The organism is Gordonia sp. PDNC005 (assembly GCF_016919385.1).
GTDB lineage: Bacteria > Actinomycetota > Actinomycetes > Mycobacteriales > Mycobacteriaceae > Gordonia.
In genome coordinates, this window is record NZ_CP070351.1 from 1,929,104 (window position 1) to 1,942,442 (window position 13,339).

At 67.8% G+C, this 13,339-nt stretch carries 16 protein-coding genes; 7 read left to right on the plus strand and 9 right to left on the minus strand.

The features are described from left to right. Positions 1 to 116: 116 nt before the first annotated feature. The gene (locus JVX90_RS09165; RefSeq protein ID WP_240194118.1) at positions 117 to 1,229 is read left to right on the plus strand and encodes an MFS transporter; all 1,113 of its coding nucleotides are present in this window, start codon (positions 117 to 119) and stop codon (positions 1,227 to 1,229) included. Here JVX90_RS09165 and JVX90_RS09170 read toward each other — a convergent pair. Genes JVX90_RS09170 through JVX90_RS09195 form a run of 6 tightly spaced genes read right to left on the minus strand, consistent with a single transcriptional unit; the run spans position 1,213 to position 7,455 of the window. Beyond that, the gene (locus JVX90_RS09170; protein WP_205332028.1) at positions 1,213 to 3,561 is read right to left on the minus strand and encodes an FdhF/YdeP family oxidoreductase; all 2,349 of its coding nucleotides are present in this window, start codon (positions 3,559 to 3,561) and stop codon (positions 1,213 to 1,215) included. The genes JVX90_RS09165 and JVX90_RS09170 overlap by 17 nt on opposite strands. Further along, entirely contained in the window at positions 3,558 to 4,421 is an 864-nt protein-coding gene (gene fdhD, locus JVX90_RS09175) for a formate dehydrogenase accessory sulfurtransferase FdhD (protein WP_205332029.1), read from the minus strand. Before fdhD ends, JVX90_RS09170 begins: the two co-directional genes overlap by 4 nt. A gap of 25 nt (positions 4,422 to 4,446) precedes the next feature. Further along, entirely contained in the window at positions 4,447 to 5,505 is a 1,059-nt protein-coding gene (locus tag JVX90_RS09180; RefSeq protein ID WP_205332030.1) for an ATP-binding cassette domain-containing protein, read from the minus strand. Continuing rightward, a complete protein-coding gene (locus tag JVX90_RS09185) occupies positions 5,502 to 6,290 on the minus strand; it encodes an ABC transporter permease (protein WP_205332031.1) in 789 nt (262 codons plus the stop codon). Before JVX90_RS09185 ends, JVX90_RS09180 begins: the two co-directional genes overlap by 4 nt. Next, complete coding sequence (gene modA, locus JVX90_RS09190; RefSeq protein ID WP_205332032.1) at positions 6,287 to 7,042, minus strand: molybdate ABC transporter substrate-binding protein; 756 nt, start codon at positions 7,040 to 7,042, stop codon at positions 6,287 to 6,289. The genes JVX90_RS09185 and modA overlap by 4 nt, the downstream gene beginning before the upstream one ends. Next, complete coding sequence (locus JVX90_RS09195) at positions 7,039 to 7,455, minus strand: TOBE domain-containing protein (RefSeq protein ID WP_205332033.1); 417 nt, start codon at positions 7,453 to 7,455, stop codon at positions 7,039 to 7,041. The genes modA and JVX90_RS09195 overlap by 4 nt, the downstream gene beginning before the upstream one ends. Positions 7,456 to 7,553: 98 nt before the next feature. On the opposite strand from JVX90_RS09195, the gene JVX90_RS09200 reads away from it, so the two are divergent. The 6 genes from JVX90_RS09200 to JVX90_RS09225 are packed head-to-tail and all read left to right on the plus strand — an operon-like array spanning position 7,554 to position 11,345. Further along, positions 7,554 to 8,636: a ThiF family adenylyltransferase gene (locus tag JVX90_RS09200; protein WP_205332034.1), complete on the plus strand. Its 1,083-nt coding sequence runs from the start codon at positions 7,554 to 7,556 to the stop codon at positions 8,634 to 8,636. Then, positions 8,633 to 9,835 (plus strand): gephyrin-like molybdotransferase Glp, encoded by a 1,203-nt coding sequence (gene glp, locus JVX90_RS09205; protein ID WP_205332035.1) that lies wholly within the window; start codon positions 8,633 to 8,635, stop codon positions 9,833 to 9,835. Before JVX90_RS09200 ends, glp begins: the two co-directional genes overlap by 4 nt. Next, positions 9,832 to 10,308: a cyclic pyranopterin monophosphate synthase MoaC gene (gene moaC / locus JVX90_RS09210; RefSeq protein WP_205332037.1), complete on the plus strand. Its 477-nt coding sequence runs from the start codon at positions 9,832 to 9,834 to the stop codon at positions 10,306 to 10,308. Before glp ends, moaC begins: the two co-directional genes overlap by 4 nt. After that, the gene (locus JVX90_RS09215) at positions 10,305 to 10,877 is read left to right on the plus strand and encodes a molybdenum cofactor guanylyltransferase (protein ID WP_205332038.1); all 573 of its coding nucleotides are present in this window, start codon (positions 10,305 to 10,307) and stop codon (positions 10,875 to 10,877) included. Before moaC ends, JVX90_RS09215 begins: the two co-directional genes overlap by 4 nt. Then, positions 10,870 to 11,112: a DUF6457 domain-containing protein gene (locus JVX90_RS09220; protein WP_205332039.1), complete on the plus strand. Its 243-nt coding sequence runs from the start codon at positions 10,870 to 10,872 to the stop codon at positions 11,110 to 11,112. The genes JVX90_RS09215 and JVX90_RS09220 overlap by 8 nt, the downstream gene beginning before the upstream one ends. Further along, on the plus strand, positions 11,109 to 11,345 hold the full coding sequence (locus tag JVX90_RS09225) for a MoaD/ThiS family protein (RefSeq protein WP_205332040.1): 237 nt from the start codon (positions 11,109 to 11,111) through the stop codon (positions 11,343 to 11,345). The genes JVX90_RS09220 and JVX90_RS09225 overlap by 4 nt, the downstream gene beginning before the upstream one ends. 24 nt (positions 11,346 to 11,369) lie before the next feature. Here the strand turns inward: JVX90_RS09225 and moaA are convergent, their stop codons facing one another. From moaA to JVX90_RS09240, 3 genes are read right to left on the minus strand one after another with little or no spacing between them, the layout of a single operon-like run. Continuing rightward, the gene (gene moaA, locus JVX90_RS09230; RefSeq protein ID WP_205332041.1) at positions 11,370 to 12,368 is read right to left on the minus strand and encodes a GTP 3',8-cyclase MoaA; all 999 of its coding nucleotides are present in this window, start codon (positions 12,366 to 12,368) and stop codon (positions 11,370 to 11,372) included. After that, positions 12,365 to 12,790, minus strand: a complete 426-nt coding sequence (locus tag JVX90_RS09235; RefSeq protein ID WP_205332042.1) for a molybdenum cofactor biosynthesis protein MoaE — start codon at positions 12,788 to 12,790, stop codon at positions 12,365 to 12,367. The genes moaA and JVX90_RS09235 overlap by 4 nt, the downstream gene beginning before the upstream one ends. After that, complete coding sequence (locus JVX90_RS09240) at positions 12,765 to 13,280, minus strand: MogA/MoaB family molybdenum cofactor biosynthesis protein (RefSeq protein WP_205332043.1); 516 nt, start codon at positions 13,278 to 13,280, stop codon at positions 12,765 to 12,767. The genes JVX90_RS09235 and JVX90_RS09240 overlap by 26 nt, the downstream gene beginning before the upstream one ends. Positions 13,281 to 13,339 lie beyond the last annotated feature (59 nt).

A 13,339-nucleotide genomic window follows, 5' to 3' on the forward strand; every position in this document is an offset into this window, starting at 1 on the left:
CGTTGATCGGCGTGCACCCCACGGGTGGAATCGATGGTGTGACCGAATGTCTTTCACCTGTTGTTGCATCGCCTTCCCCACCGTCCGCATCGCGCCGCCCCTGGGCCTGTGTCGCCGTGATCGCCGCCGGGACCTTCCTCGTGGTGACCGCCGAGATGCTGCCGATCGGTGTGCTCACCCCGATGTCGTCCGACCTCGCGACGTCCCCCGCTTCGATCGGGCTGGCGGTGACCGTCACCGGGCTGGTCGCCGCAGTCGTGGCGCCCGTGGTGCCTCACCTGCTGGGCGGACGGGATCGACGGACGGTCCTGGTGACCGCTCTCGTGGTGCTCGCCGTCGGCGACGTGATGACGGCCGTCGCGAGCAGTCTGCCCGCGCTGTTGGGGTCGCGGCTCCTGGTGGGGCTCGGCATGGCGACAGTGTGGGGCATGGCGTCCGCGCTCGCAGCCCGACTGGTTCCGGGGCGACGCGGTCCGCTGGCGGTGTCGATCGTCATCGGCGGGGTGGCCGCCGCCTCAGTACTCGGCGTTCCGCTGGGAACCCTCATCGGGAACGTGTTCGGGTGGCGGGCGGCTTTCATCGGTATCGGAGTCGCCACAGCAGTCGTCGGCGGTGTTGCGCTGCGCGTCATGCCGGAGATGCGTCGCCCACCGGAGGTCGAGTCACCGACCGGCCTCGTTCGGCCGCGCTTGCTGCGTCCGGCCGTGATGATCGGCGCGTTCACGGTGGCGTCGGTGGTGACCGCCCACTTCGCCGCGTACACGTACGTCCGGCCGCTCCTGGAGGAGCACTCCGGATTCACTGCAGCCGCTGTCACGATTGCGCTGCTCGTGTACGGCGTCGGCGGTCTCGTCGGAAACTTCGTCGCAGGATCGGTGGCGTCGCGGGCTCCACGAGCGTGCATGGCGACTCTTGGTGTCGGCATCGCCGTCGCCGTTGTCGTCCTCGCGACTCTCGGCGCTGTGCCGGCCGCCGCGATGGCAGGGATCGTGCTGTGGGGCGTCGCCTACGGAGGCGTCTCGGTGACCGGTCAGCTGTGGATGACAACGGCCGCGCCCGACCGGATCGAACAGGTGACGGGCCTTTACGCCGGTGTCTTCAACGCATCGATCGCTCTGGGTGCGTTCATCGGCGGACGCGTCGTCGGCGTAGGGCAGACTCCGCTGCTCTGGCTCGCGGCGGGGATAGCAGTCGTCGCGGCCGGGGTGGCCCTCACGCCGACGCGGTGACGCGGACCTGCACGTTCTTCATCAGTGGCTGGTCGCTCTGAACGCTGTAATCCGCCGCGCCGATCAACGCATTCATCTCGGGCATGTAGCCGGCGGCCGCACCTCGTGGCAGGTCGTATCCGACCGCTCGGTACCGGCTCAGGGATCTCTGCGAACCGTCTTTCGACGTCGAGACGATGTCGACGTACGCGCCTTCGGAGAGTCCCCTGTCGTCCATGTCGGCGCGATTCATGAACACCAGTTCGCGGAGATTCTTGATGCCGCGGTACCTGTCGTCACTCGAGTAGATCGTGGTGTTCCACTGATCGTGCGACCGCATCGTCTGCAGGACCAGGACGTCTGACGACGCCGGAATCACATCGGGAGTCGGCGCGTGGCTGAACTCGGCGCGACCACTCGGTGTACGGAAGATCCGCTCCCGAGCCGCCTGCGGGATCCGGAAGCCCTGCGGGCGTCGAACGAGGTCGTTGAACCCTTCGAACCCGGGCAGCACCCGCGACATCGCGTCTCGGATCAAGTCGTAGTCGTCGACCATCGCCTCCCAACGCGTTGCGCTCGTCGGCAGTGTCGCTCGAGCCATTCCGCCGAGGATCGCAGGCTCCGACTTGAGGTGTGGTGACGCGGGCTTCCGCTTGCCCGCGGACAGCTGGACGTTGCTCATGGCGTCCTCGCACGAGACTCCCTGGGCTCCGCTCGCCTGCACGTCCGCTTCGGTACGACCCAGGCACGGCAGGATCAGCGCCTTGCGCCCGTGGACGAGGTGGCTTCGGTTCAGCTTGGTGCTGACCTGCACTGTGAGGTCACATCGAGTCAGCCCCTGTGCGGTGAACTTGGTGTCAGGTGCGGCGAGGACGAAGTTTCCACCGAGTGCGACGAACACCTTCACCGTCCCGTCGTTCATTCCTGCGACGGTCTTCACCGTGTCGAGCCCGTGCTCACGCGGCGAGGTGATCCCGAACTCCGCGTCGAGCGCGGCGAGGAACGCCTCTTTCGGCCGGTGGTCGATGCCGCATGTCCGGTTGCCCTGCACGTTGCTGTGCCCGCGGACGGGCGACGGTCCCGTCCCCTCCCGGCCGATGTTTCCGCGCAGAAGTAGAAGGTTGGTGAATTCGCGGACCGTGTCGACTCCGTGTTCGTGCTGGGTGACGCCGAGGCACCACGAGATGATGGTGCGCGGCGACGCGAGGTACAGCTTCGCCAACGCCCGGATGTCGCTCTCGCTCACCCCGGCCTGCGCGGTCAGGTCGTCCCATGTCGCGGCGTCGACGATCGACCGGTACTCGTCCAACCCGCGGGTGAACCTGTCGAGGAACTCGTGATCGAGCGCACCGCTTCCGGGGGCCGCGTCTTCGGCTTCGAACACTGCTTTCGCGACGCCGCGGATGAGCGCGAGGTCGCCTCCCGGCCGCACCTGCACATCCATGGTGCCGGTGTCCGTTGATTTGAACATCGCCATCTCGAGGACCTCGTGCGGGACGATCGTCCGGGTGGACGCGACTTCCTTCATCGGATTGATGTGGACCACCTGCGCACCGCGCTTGACCGCATGGGCGAGCGACGTCAGCATCCGCGGCGCGTTCGACGCCGCGTTGACACCCAGCACCAGCAGCAGGTCGCATGCGTCCCAGTCGTCGAGTGACGCGGTTCCCTTGCCCGTGGCGATCGATGCCGTCAAGGCACGACCGGACGCCTCGTGACACATGTTCGAGCAGTCGGGCAGGTTGTTGGTGCCGAACTCCCGAGCCCAGAGCTGATACAGGAAGGTGGCCTCATTGCTGAGTCGGCCGGACGTGTAGAAGGCCGCCTCGCTCGGGCTGTCGAGGCCGCGCAACTCCTCGCCGACCAACGTGAACGCATCGTCCCAGCTGATGGGGACGTACCGGTCGCTCGACGCGTCGTACACGAGTGGCTCCGTCAGCCTTCCCGCGTCTTCGAGGTCGAAGTCTGTCCACTGGGACAGTTCCGCGACTGTGTGTCGGGCGAAGAAGTCGGCGTCGGCGCGCTTGTGGGTCATCTCCCAGGTGACGTGCTTGATTCCGTTTTCACAGATGTCCAGCTTCACGCCGTGATTCGAGTCGGGCCACGCGCAGCCGGGGCAGTCAAAGCCGCGGACCGGATGGTTCATCTCCAGCATCGCCTTGGTGCCCGCGAACAGTTCACGTTCGGAGATCAGCACCTTCGAGACCGACCTGGCGGCGCCCCACGCCGCCGCCGGATGGTGATACGGCGAACTCGACCACGGTTTGGTCGTCGACGGGCCGAACCCGCCCTGGCGCGGCATGTCGGCCAGCAACCCCGGGACCTGCTTCTGTCCGTGGATCGAGTCGGTCATGACACTGCTCCTTCGGTGACGCCGATCGGGTTCTCGACCCGCTGGGGGTGGGTGTACACGTTCATGGTGCGTCCGCGGAGAAAGCCGACGAGTGTCATTCCGGAGTCGCGGGCGAGTTCGACGGCGAGCGACGACGGCGCGGAGACCGCGGCCAGCATCGGAATCCCGGCCATCACCGCCTTCTGGACGAGTTCAAAACTCGCGCGCCCGGACACCGCGAGCACGATTCGCCGCAGCGGCAGCAAGTTCTCGCGGAGTGCCCAGCCGACGACCTTGTCGACCGCATTGTGTCGCCCGACGTCTTCGCGGAGCACGAGGAGTTCACCGCTGTCGGCGTCGAACAACGCCGCAGCGTGCAGTCCGCCGGTCTTGGCGAAGACGGTCTGCTCGGCGCGCAGCTTGTCGGGCAGTCGCGACAGGTCGTCGGCGGACACTTGGACGTCGTCGGCGGCGACGTCGAAGGTCGACACCGTAGACACCGCATCGATGCTCGCCTTCCCGCACACGCCGCAGGCGCTTGTCATGGAGAACGATCGTGCGTGATCCCTGCTCGGCAGCTCCGCGTCGGCGGCGAGCGTCACGTCGAGCACGTTGTAGGTGTTCTGGCCGCCTCCGGTACCCGGGCCCCCGCATGCGATGGCCGCGACGAACTGATCGCGGCGGCGGACGATCCCTTCGGAGACGAGGAATCCCGCAGCGAGATCAACGTCGTTTCCCGGCGTCCGCATGGTCACGACCAGTGGCGACCCGCCGACCCTCAACTCAAGCGGTTCCTCGACCGCGAGCACGTCGACTCGAGTGCTGTTGCTCTGCGCCACCGACATCTTGGTGATCGGCCACCGAGCGGTAATTCGTCCCACGCTTCGACAGTACGTCCGGTGACCCTCATTCGTCTGCCGGTACCACCCGAAGCCCACGAGGTGCGAAGTCGAAACTGTCGCCCGGGGACGGAAGCGCGCCGTCTCCCAGCGCCCGCGCCACGTCCACCGTCAGTTCGGCGGAGATGCCGGCATCCGTGTCCAAGCACACCACACCCGCCTGTACCGACACACCCGTCACCACTGCCGTGAGCACACCCGGACGACCCGATCGGGTGGACACGACCAGCTCTCGCGGGGCGACGATTCCGACGGCTACCTGTCCCGCGAGCACCTGCTCCGCGTCGCCCGGAAGTTCCACACCGCGGACGTTCAGGGCTGACCCGGTCCACCTGCCGCGCAATACTCCGAACCCGGCCAACAGAGCAGTGAACTCTCGGCGCGGACGCATCGTCAGCTGGTCCGGGGCACCGTGCTCCACCACACGACCGCGGTCGAGGACCAGACACTCATCGGCCCATTGCCAGGCGTCCGCGAGTTGGTGGGTCACCAGGACTGCGGTGGTCCCGGTACGCGCGAGTTCCTCGGCAAGCACCCGCCGGACGATCGGCCCGCTCTCGGCGTCGAGCGACGCGAAAGGTTCGTCGAGCAGGATCACGCTCGGTCGCGACGCGAATGCCCGCGCGATCGCGACGCGCTGCTGCTGTCCGCCGGACAGTTCGTGAGGTTTGGCCCGGGCCCGATCGGCGAGCCCGAGCCGTTCGAGCCACCCGTCGACGACTGTCCGCACCTGAGCTCGTGGCAGGCCGAGTGCCCGTGGACCGAAGGAGAGGTTCTTCTCCACGGTGAGGTGCGGAAACAGTCGTGACCGCTGGTCGAGAAGTGCCACTCCCCGATCCTCCGGAGGCACTCGTCCACCACCCGCGCTCTCGAGCAGGCGCCCGTTCAGGTACACCGTTCCCGACGCGAGCGGAGCGAGGCCGGCCAGTGCGGCGAGGATCGTCGACTTGCCGGCCCCGTTGGGCCCGAGGATCGCCAGACATCTGCCGGGTTCGACATCGAAGGACGCCGTGACGGGGAACGGCCCCCTGTTCACCACGATGTCCGCGGAGAGCGAACCCGTCATCGGACCGCGTCCTCACGCCACGATCGCAGGCCGCACACCACGATCGCTGCGCTGACCAACAGCAGGAGCGACAGCGCGACCGCCGAGTCCTGTGTGACACCGACCCCGTTGAACGCGGTGTAGATGGCGAGAGGCATCGTTCGGGTGACTCCCGGCGCATTGCCCGCGAACAACGCGGTCGCGCCGAACTCACCGAGTGCCCGTGCAAACGCCAGGACAGTGCCCGCGACGAGGCCGGGAAGCACAAGCGGGACGGTGATCTGCGACAACACCCGCCACCGCCCTGCACCCAACGTGGCCGCGATCTGTTCGTGACTCACCCCCGATGTGCGGAGTGCTCCCTCGACGGTGATCACGAAGAACGGCAGCGCGACGAACGACTGTGCAACGACGACTGCCGCCGTCGTGTACGGCAGACTGTGGCCGCTCCAGGTGAAGATCGGCTCCCCGATCAGACCGGACCGACCGAGCAGGGACAGCAACGCGAGGCCACCGACCATCGGCGGCAGCACAAGCGGAACCAGGACCAGGGTCCGCAGCAGCGATGCCGTCCGACGCGCAGCGCGCGCCATGACAACAGCCATCGGCAGACCCAGAACGATGCACACCACGGTCGCCGCCGCGGCAGTCACCAGCGACAGTCGCAGCGCGGTCATCGACGCGTGGGAGAACAGGTCGTCGCCGAGCGTCGCCCAGCGCACGCGCGACACGAGGCCGACGATCGGCAGAATCAGGAACGCCGTCCCGAACGCAGCCGGGATGTACAGGACGCGAGGCAGACTCACGGCGCGCCGAAACCGTGCTTTCGCAGGATCGCCTGGCCCGCGGGACCCCGGACGAAGTCGACGAACGATCGTGCCTCGTCGGGGAGCGTCGCGTCGGTGGCGACAGCGATCGGGTACCTGTTGATCGCGACGGCGGCATTGGCCGGGGTGACACCGACGACAGCCCCGTTCGCCCCGGCGACATCGGTCGTGTACACCAGTCCCGCGTCGGCTTCACCGTTGCGTACGCGAGTGAGGACTGCGGTCACGCTCGTCTCCTCGCTGACCGGCGTCACGGCCACATCCGCGTCTTTCAGGAGAGTCTGTGCAGCGGATCCGCACGGCACCTCGGGAGCGCACAGCACCGTCGCGACCCCGCCCTTCGTCAGGTCGGCGAGCCCTGTGATGCGTTTCGGGTTGCCCGGCGCGACTGCGATCTGCAGGGTGTTCGTCGCGAACACGACACCCGCGTTGGACTTCTTCGCGTCGACGACGGGGCCGAGACTCTTCTGACTCGCGAACGCGATCACGTCGACGTCGGCCCCCTCGACGATCTGCTGAGCCAGCGCCTGCGAGCCGTCGTAGACGATCGGCGCCACGTCGATGTCGGGGTGCACGCGGGTGAACGCCTCGACGAGTTCGTCGAATGAGCCTTGAAGCGACGCCGCGGCGAAAATCGTCAAGCGAGTCCCGGATGCATCGCTTCCGCACCCGGCGACCAGCAGACTGACAGCCGCGAGAACAGCAACGATCAGTGCCCGTGTCCGCTTCATCGATCGGCCTCTCCGGCAGTGGCCGACGTCTCGACGATGACCGTCGTGGCTTTCACGGTGGCGGTGGCGAGGGAACCGACTTCGAGGCCGAGTTCCCGGACCGCCTCTGTCGACATCAGGGACACCACGCGGTGCGGTCCGCAGCGCAGTTCCACCTGAGACATGACCGTGTCGCTCAGCACGTCGGTGACGATGCCGACGAACCGGTTGCGGGCGCTCGATCCACGGTTGATGGGATCACCGGGATCACGCGACTCGGCGGTCAGGAGCGTGGCGAGATCCGCACCGTCGACTACTGCGCGTCCGGCCTTGTCGGTGTGGGACTCGATGCGGCCCGCGTCGATCCACCGCCGGAGGGTGTCGTCGCTGACGCCGAGGAGTTCGGCAGCGCGGCCGATCCGAAAGACCGTCATCGTGCGACCCTAGCACCGCAGCTGCGTGTTCATTTGGCCAAGTACTCCGTGAATGCGGAGGTCGACGGGAAGGAGCGAGCAGGCGATACTGTTGTTCCATGCCGCTGCCTCCGCTGGTGGAACCCGCGCCGTCCCTGCCGCCGGACGAGTACACCCGCGCTGCGCGGCAGATCCGGCTGGCCTCGATCGGAGACGTGGGCCAACGTCGTCTCGCGGCCGCGCGCGTGTGTGTTCTCGGCGCAGGCGGTCTCGGCTCGCCCGCTCTGACGTACCTCGCCTCGGCAGGAGTTGGAACCATAGGAATCGTCGACGACGACACCGTCGACCTGTCGAACCTGCAGCGTCAGATCATGTTCGGCGTCGACGACGTCGGTGCTCACAAGACGTCCGTCGCCGCGGCCCGCATCCGTTCGATGTCGCCTCATACGCGCGTCGTCGAACACGTCGAGCGCCTGACCGCGGCGAACGCATCCGCGGTACTCGGCGACTACCACCTCGTGATCGACGGCACCGACAACTTCGACACCAGGTACTTGGTGGCCGACACCTGTGAGGACCTCGGCATCCCACTCGTATGGGGATCGGTGCTGGGGTTCGACGCGCAGGCGACGGTGTTCTGGTCGTCGCCGCCCGCCGGCCTGGGGGTCACCCTTCGCGACGTGTTCCCAGCCCCGCCGCCGCCCGGAGAAGTCCCGGACTGCGCCGAAGCGGGTGTACTCGGTGCTCTGTGCGGCCAACTCGGCTCGATTCTCGCCGCGGAGGCCGTGAAGTTGATCGTCGGGATCGGCGACCCGATCCTGGGACGGATGCTTGTCCTCGACGGGCTCACCGCCCGCATCGACGAGGTCCCGCTCGCGCCTCAGACCGACGTCGCCGGAATTCGGAGGGTCGACACCTCGACGCTCGCCGACCCGAATCTCCCGAACACCGTGATCCTCGACGTCCGCGAACCCGACGAAGTCGCCGCCGGAGCGATCCCCGGCGCGACGCCGATCCCCCTCGACATGTTGCTCGCCGACGCCGCCGCCGTCGGCGTCGGCACACTGACCGTCGTCTACTGCCAGCGCGGACCCCGCGCGAGGGTCGCCGCCGCGGCGTTGCGAGCCGTCCACCCCACCGCCGACATCGCCCTGCTCGACGGCGGCTACGCCGCATGGGCCGAAAGGACCGCTTCCCTGTGAGAACCGTGGACGAGCATCGTGCTCGCATACTCGACGCCGCGGCGCCGCTTCCCGTCGAGGCTGTCCCGCTCAGCGAGGCTCTCGGACGGGTCCTCGCCTCGGACGTCCGGTCTCGCTGGCCGGTCCCCTTGTTCGACAACTCCGCCATGGACGGTTACGCCGTACACGGCGTGGACGCGACTGCAGGAGCCGAACTGCGCGTCGTGGCCGACGTCCCCGCTGGATCGTCGCTCGATCCGGCGATCGGACCGGGCGAGGCCGCCCGCATCATGACCGGTGCACCAGTCCCGACCGACACCGACGCGGTGGTTCCCCTGGAGCACACTGATCTGGGCACCGAGGTCCGCGCCGCCGCGCCCGACCGGATCATCGTGACGACAGCACCCCGCCCCGGCGCGCACATTCGACGGGCAGGTGAAGACGCTGAAGCCGGATCCCTGACCGTGGGCGCCGGGACCGTTCTCGGGCCGTGGCAGCTCTCGGCGGTGGCGTCCGCAGGCCACGACGTGGTCGACGTCCGCCGATCGCCTCGCATCGCAGTCGTGTCCACGGGGTCGGAACTGATCGCGCCGTCGGGTGAGCCGCTACGCGGACAGATCCCGGAGTCGAACTCGGTTCTGTTGGCGTCCGCAGCCGCCGCCGCGGGTGCCGACGTAGTGGCCGTGCACACCGTGGCAGACGACGAATCCGACCTGATCACCGTGCTCGACGGAGTCGACGTCGATGTCGTCGTACTGTCGGGCGGAGCGAGCGTAGGAGCATTCGACGTGGTCAAGGCGGTACTCGATCGCACCGGGAGCATCGAGTTCGGGCCCGTCTCCATGCAGCCCGGCAAACCCCAGGGCTTCGGCGTCGGCACCGACGGCGCCCTCTATTTCTGCCTACCCGGCAACCCGGTGAGCGTCGCAGTGTCGTTCGAGATGTTTGTACGACCAGCACTGCTCACCCTGGCCGGTCGATCCGACGTCGACCGGCGCCGGGTCACCAGGCGCGCTGCTGTCGGCTGGCGCACTCCGCCGGGGCGGACTCAGGTCCTGCCGGTGGTGTTCGACGACACAACCGTCCGCCCGGCCACGGCCGGCGGCAGCGGCTCGCATCTGGTGAGCTCATTGTCTGTCGCACAGGCACTGGCGATCGTTCCGGCCGGAATCGAGCGGGTCGAGGAAGGCGCAGCGGTGGAAGTGATGGTGTTGACGTGACGCAGGGACATCCGTTCACTCACCTCGACGCGGCCGGTCAGGCCCGCATGGTCGACGTGACCGAGAAGCAGCCGACGGTGCGCAGTGCAACGGCGACGGGTTTTGTTCGTTGCACTGCCACGATCGTCGCCGCCCTCCGCGACGGTTCGACTCCGAAGGGCGACGTCCTGGCGGTCGCCAGGATCGCCGGCATCGCTGGGGCCAAGAAGACTGCGGATCTGCTGCCTCTCGCCCACGTGATCGGCGTGCACGGCGCCGTCGTCGATCTGGAGGTGACCGACGTGGGTGTTGCGATCACGGCGACTGTCCGGACAGCGGATCGCACCGGAGTGGAGATGGAGGCGTTGACCGCGGTGTCTGTCGCGGGACTCGCCGTCGTCGACATGGTGAAGGGTCTCGACAAGTCCGTGGAGATCGAGCAGATCCGCCTCATCCGCAAGACTGGCGGCAAGAGCGGCGACTGGCAGCGATGACCGCCGCCATCGTTCTCGGCGGTGGACGCGCCACCCGGCTGGACGGCGCCGACAAGGCTTCGATCACGGTGCGCGGTCGGAGTCTCATCGACCACGTGTTCGCGGCGGTCGCGGCCTGCCCGCAGGTGATCGCCGTCGGCCCCGACACGCTCGCCCGTCCGGGGGTGACCGTTCTGCGCGAGGACCCGCCTTTCGGCGGGCCGGTCGCGGGCATCGCCGCAGCAATGCAGGCTGTCGAAGACGATGACGTCTGGCTACTGGCGTGTGACCTGCCGCGCGCGACCGAGATCGTCCAACGTCTCGCTGACGAGCCCATCGGCGACGACGACGGAGTGATCCTTGTCGACGCCGCGGGGCGGGCCCAATGGCTCGCGGGTCGCTATCGGACGGCCGCTCTGGGGTCCGCCCTCTCCAGGATCGGTGCTCCACACGGGGCGTCCATGCGACAACTCGTCGACGGCCTGAATTTACGGGCCGTCCACGATCACACTGGTGCCACAGCCGACCTGGACACCTGGGCCGAGGTGGCGGACTATCGGCTTCGAACGAAGGGAACAATCCATGACTGACATGCAGTCACCGAATCTCGACGCATGGATCGCCGACCTGAGCCGTGAGCTCGGGCTTGGTGATGTCGACGTTCCGGTGCACGAGCTCCTCGATCTGACGCGCGACGTGGCTCACGGCGTCGCTCGTCCGGCCGGCCCGATCAGCACCTTCCTTGTCGGTCTCGCCGTCGCACGTGGAAGCACGGTGGCCGACGCCCAGACAGCTGTCTCAGCTCTCATCGAGGCTCGCGCGTGAGGATCCGGCTCTTCGCGGGCGCGGCCGAAGCAGCCGGGCGCCGGGAGCAACAGGTGGCCGGCTCGATGACGCTCGGTGAGCTCCGGCGGGCGCTCTCCGCAGGCAACGGCGTCGAGTTCCCGGCCGTTCTGGCACGGTGTTCACTCATGGTCGACGGCGTCCGGCTCTCCGACGACACCGTTGTCCCCGACACTGCGACGGTCGATGTCCTGCCGCCGTTCGCGGGCGGCTGACGAGCCAGCACACCCGAGGCCCGCTCAGCCGCCGATCGCCGACATCGGCCGGTCGGGCTGGAGGAAGTCCACGTCGTTTATTCCGTGACCTGGCGCTTTTCCTGTGATGGACCTGCGAATCATCGCGGCCAGATCGGCGTCCGACCCCCCGGACCGCAGGAGCCCGAGGACGTCGGACTCGTCTCGGGCGAACAGGCAGTTGCGGAGTTGGCCGTCGGCAGTGATGCGAACACGGTCGCACGCGCCGCAGAACGGCGCGGTGACCGATGCGATGACGCCGACTGTGCGTGGGCCGCCGTCGACGGAGTACAGGGCTGCGGGGTCTGCGCCCCGACCGGGCAGTTCCGTGAGGTCGAACGCCTCCGAGAGCCGATCCAGAATCTCGGCGCCACTGACCATCTCGGCTCGGGACCAGGTGTGTCCGGCGTCGAGCGGCATCTGTTCGATGAAGCGGAGTTCGGCGTCGTGGTCGATAGCGAACCGGAGCAGGTCGACAAGCTCGTCGTCGTTGACCTCGCGCATGGCGACGGTGTTGACCTTCAGCGGGCGCAGGCCCGAGTCCCGTGCAGCGCGGATGCCTGCGATCACCTCGCCGAAACGGTCTCGCCTGGTCAACTCTTGGAAACGTTCCGGGCGCAACGTGTCGAGGCTGATGTTGACGCGTTCCAGGCCTGCGTCGACGAGCTCGGGCATCACCGCGGCGAGGCGTATCCCGTTTGTCGTCATCGACACCCTCAGCGTGCCATCGCGCGTCTGGATCGCGGCCAGTCGCCGCACCACGTCGACGGCGTCGGGCCGCAAGAGCGGTTCACCGCCGGTCAGGCGGACCTCGTCGACGCCGAGGTCGGCGAACACGACCGCGACTCGTTCGATCTCGTCCGTGGTCAGCAGGTTCTGCTTCGCGATCCACGGAACGCCGTCCGCGGGCATGCAGTAGGTGCATCGGAGATTGCACTTGTCGGTCAGCGATATCCGCAGGTCACGATGCACGCGCCCGTATCGATCGACCAACGGCGGCGTCATACGAGACCGCCCAGGCCAATCCACGACGATGTGCCGTCGGCTTCCACCTGCTTCTTCCAGACGGGCAGTTCGGCCTTCACACGCTCAACCACATCGCGGTTCACCGCGTAGACATCACGTCGGTGTGCGGCCGAGACCGCGCACACGATCGCCACGTCGCCCACGGCGAGATCACCGACACGATGGCTGACAGCTATCCGAATGCCCGGAGCGTCCAGTCCGTCGACAATCGACGTGAGGATCGTCGGTGCGTCGGGGTGAGCGCTGTACTCGAGGCGTTCCACGCGGCCGGTCGCGTCCGGGTCGTGGTCGCGCACCGTCCCGACGAACAGTGCTGTGGCGCCCGCCGACCGCTCGACCACGGCGTCGAGGTGCTCGGTCACGTCGAGCGGGGTGTCACTGATCCGCGCGAAGACGATCATGGTCACCTCCGTCCACTTGCGACACGACGTGTGCCGCCACCTGCAGGATCACTGGTACACCGTCCTTGACCGCACCCGTCGATCCCGCGAGATTCACCACGAGCGCACCGTCGACGATGCCCGACCGGCCGCGCGACAGCATCGCTTGAGGCAGTACCGCGACGCCGACGGAACGGATCGTCTCGGCGATGCCGGGCACCTCCGGATTCAACAACGACGCGGTCGCTTCCGGAGTCACGTCGCGCGGTCCCACACCGGTGCCACCTGTCGTGATGACAAGCCGTGACTTCTCGTCCACCGCGCCCATGATCGCCCACGTGATGCGTTCGCGTTCATCGGGAACCACCACGACGTCGACGTCCCAGCCGGCCTCGATCAGCATCTGCTGCGCCAGCGGGCCCGAGACGTCGACGGCGTCACCCGCCGCACACCGGTCCGAGACGGTGATGACGGTCGCGCGCGGATTGGTCTGGTCAGTCGCGTCGGTCATCCCTCCAGTGTTCCACGCTCGGAGTGGGCCCAAATGGTCCCGTACCGAAGGTGAGCGCG

Excerpts from the sequence above, each read along its gene's own strand:
- JVX90_RS09170 (WP_205332028.1), bottom strand. The coding sequence starts at position 3,561 with ATGACCGACTCGATCCACGGACAGAAGCAGGTCCCGGGGTTGCTGGCC.
- JVX90_RS09180 (WP_205332030.1), bottom strand. The coding sequence starts at position 5,505 with ATGACGGGTTCGCTCTCCGCGGACATCGTGGTGAACAGGGGGCCGTTC.
- modA (WP_205332032.1), bottom strand. The coding sequence starts at position 7,042 with ATGAAGCGGACACGGGCACTGATCGTTGCTGTTCTCGCGGCTGTCAGT.
- JVX90_RS09195 (WP_205332033.1), bottom strand. The coding sequence starts at position 7,455 with ATGACGGTCTTTCGGATCGGCCGCGCTGCCGAACTCCTCGGCGTCAGC.
- JVX90_RS09200 (WP_205332034.1), top strand. The coding sequence starts at position 7,554 with ATGCCGCTGCCTCCGCTGGTGGAACCCGCGCCGTCCCTGCCGCCGGAC.
- JVX90_RS09215 (WP_205332038.1), top strand. The coding sequence starts at position 10,305 with ATGACCGCCGCCATCGTTCTCGGCGGTGGACGCGCCACCCGGCTGGAC.
- JVX90_RS09220 (WP_205332039.1), top strand. The coding sequence starts at position 10,870 with ATGACTGACATGCAGTCACCGAATCTCGACGCATGGATCGCCGACCTG.
- moaA (WP_205332041.1), bottom strand. The coding sequence starts at position 12,368 with ATGACGCCGCCGTTGGTCGATCGATACGGGCGCGTGCATCGTGACCTG.
- JVX90_RS09235 (WP_205332042.1), bottom strand. The coding sequence starts at position 12,790 with ATGATCGTCTTCGCGCGGATCAGTGACACCCCGCTCGACGTGACCGAG.
- JVX90_RS09240 (WP_205332043.1), bottom strand. The coding sequence starts at position 13,280 with ATGACCGACGCGACTGACCAGACCAATCCGCGCGCGACCGTCATCACC.